The organism is Comamonas sp. GCA5, from assembly GCF_036541385.1.
GTDB classification, from domain to species: Bacteria; Pseudomonadota; Gammaproteobacteria; order Burkholderiales; family Burkholderiaceae_C; genus Comamonas; species Comamonas aquatica.
Genome location: NZ_JAZHFR010000165.1, coordinates 1 through 2246 on the forward strand (window position 1 = coordinate 1; position 2246 = coordinate 2246).

Below are 2246 nucleotides of genomic sequence, written 5' to 3' on the forward strand. Positions count from 1 at the left end.
GCGCGGGGACTTTGGCCTTGGGGCACAACCATCCCGCAGTGATTGAAAGCATTCAAACCACGCTGGCCAGCGGGTTGCCCTTGCATACGCTGGATTTGACGACGCCCCTCAAAGACGCGTTTACCGAAGCCTTGCTGGAACAATTGCCCGGCGGCAAAGACGCATATTGCCTGCAGTTTTGTGGCCCATCGGGCGCGGATGGAACTGAAGCCGCCATCAAACTGGCCAAGACCTTTACCGGCCGCAGCTCGGTGATTAGCTTTTCAGGCGGTTACCACGGCATGACGCATGGCGCTTTGGCCATGACGGGCAATCTGTCTGCCAAAAATGCGGTGCATGGCTTGATGCCCGGTGTGCAATTCATGCCTTACCCCCATGAATACCGCTGCCCACTGGGTATTGGCGGTGAAGCAGGCGTCGATGCCTTGACCTATTACTTCGAAAACTTTATCGAAGACGTGGAAAGCGGCGTGACCAAGCCTGCGGCAGTGATTTTGGAAGCCATCCAAGGCGAAGGCGGTGTGGTGGTTGCGCCCACCAAGTGGCTGAAAAAAATCCGCGAAGTGACCGAAAAGCACGGCATCGTATTGATCTTGGACGAGGTGCAAGCTGGCTTTGCACGCTCGGGCAAGATGTTTGCGTTTGAGCATGCGGGCATTGAGCCTGACGTCATCGTCATGTCCAAAGCCGTGGGTGGTAGCTTGCCACTGGCGGTGCTGGGCATTAAGCGCAAGTTCGATGCATGGCAGCCTGCAGGCCACACCGGCACCTTCCGCGGCAACCAAATGGCCATGGGCACGGGCATTGCCACATTGAAGGCCATTCGTGATCAAAACCTGGCCCAAAACGCCCAAGAGCGTGGCGATTTCCTGCAAGCCGAACTGAAGAAAATGGCGGAGGAATTCCCCTGTATTGGCAATGTGCGTGGTCGTGGCCTCATGCTGGGCATTGAAATTGTGGACGAAAGCCAGCCCCCAGACCACATGGGTTCCCTGCCTGCCGATGCCAAACTTGCAGCGGCGATTCAAACGGCGTGTTTCAACAACCAATTGCTGCTGGAAAAGGGTGGCCGCAATGGCACGGTGATTCGTTTGCTGTGCCCATTGATCATTACCCAAGAAGAGTGTGAAGAGGTGCTGGTGCGCTTTAAGCGCGCGGTGGCTCAAGCGCTGGTAGCGGTACGGGGCGCATAAGCATGGTGGATTTTTCTGAACACCGCCAAGCACTGCTGTGCAACGATGCGGCATCGATTGGCGACTACACACAGGCCATGGCGCAAGCCACGCAGGCCGTGGCTGCTTGGTTGCAAAACGACAAGATGTACACGGGCGGCAGCATCAAAGAGCTGCGCCGCGCGATTGCGTTTAACCCCTCTAAAGAAGGCATGGGCGTACAGCCCGCGCTGCAGCGCATGGTGGAGCTTTTTCTGAACAAAAGCTTGAAAGTGCACCACCCCCATTCGCTGGCGCATTTGCACTGCCCCACCATGGTGGCAAGCCAGATTGCCGAGGTGCTGATCAACGCCACCAACCAGTCCATGGACTCGTGGGACCAAAGCCCTGCGGGATCGCTGATGGAAGTGCAGCTCATCAACTGGCTGCGCGAGAAAGTGGGTTATGGCGCAGGCAATGCCGGCGTTTTCACCTCGGGCGGCACGCAGTCGAACCTGATGGGTGTGCTGCTGGCGCGTGATGCTTGCATTGCCAAGCACTGGAAAGACGAGAACGGCCAGCCATGGTCCGTACAGCGCGATGGCATTCCGGCGGATGCCATGCGCAACGTCAAAGTCATCTGTTCGGAGAACGCGCACTTTTCGGTGCAAAAGAACATGGCCATGATGGGCATGGGCTTTCAGTCCGTGGTGACCGTGCCGGTGGATGCCGATGCACGCATGGACATGCAAGCGTTGGCGCACACCATGGCGCGCTTGCAAGCTGAAGGCAAGATCGTGGCGTGTGTGGTGGCTACGGCGGGAACGACCGATGCAGGCGCGATTGACCCGCTGCCGCAAGTGCGTGCCATCAGCGCGCAATATGGCGCGTGGATGCACGTGGATGCTGCTTGGGGCGGTGCGTTGATTCTGTCGCAGCACCACCGCGACATGCTGGTGGGCATGGAGCTGGCCGACTCGATCACGCTGGACTTTCACAAGCATTTCTTCCAAAGCATATCGTGTGGTGCGTTCTTGCTCAAAGACGAAGCGAACTACCGCTTCATGCACTACGAGGCGGAGTATCTGAACTCGG

Annotated in this window: 2 protein-coding genes; both read left to right on the forward strand. The window is 57.9% G+C overall.

Going from position 1 to position 2246, the window contains the following annotated elements; translation table 11 throughout:
• Positions 1–1193, forward strand: a 1193-nt coding sequence (locus tag SJH88_RS19880) for a diaminobutyrate--2-oxoglutarate transaminase (RefSeq protein ID WP_274755365.1), incomplete at its 5' end; no start/stop codon positions are given.
• A 2-nt stretch (positions 1194–1195) separates the two neighbouring features.
• A partial coding sequence (locus SJH88_RS19885) for a pyridoxal phosphate-dependent decarboxylase family protein (RefSeq protein WP_274755366.1) occupies positions 1196–2246 on the forward strand: 1051 nt, incomplete at its 3' end.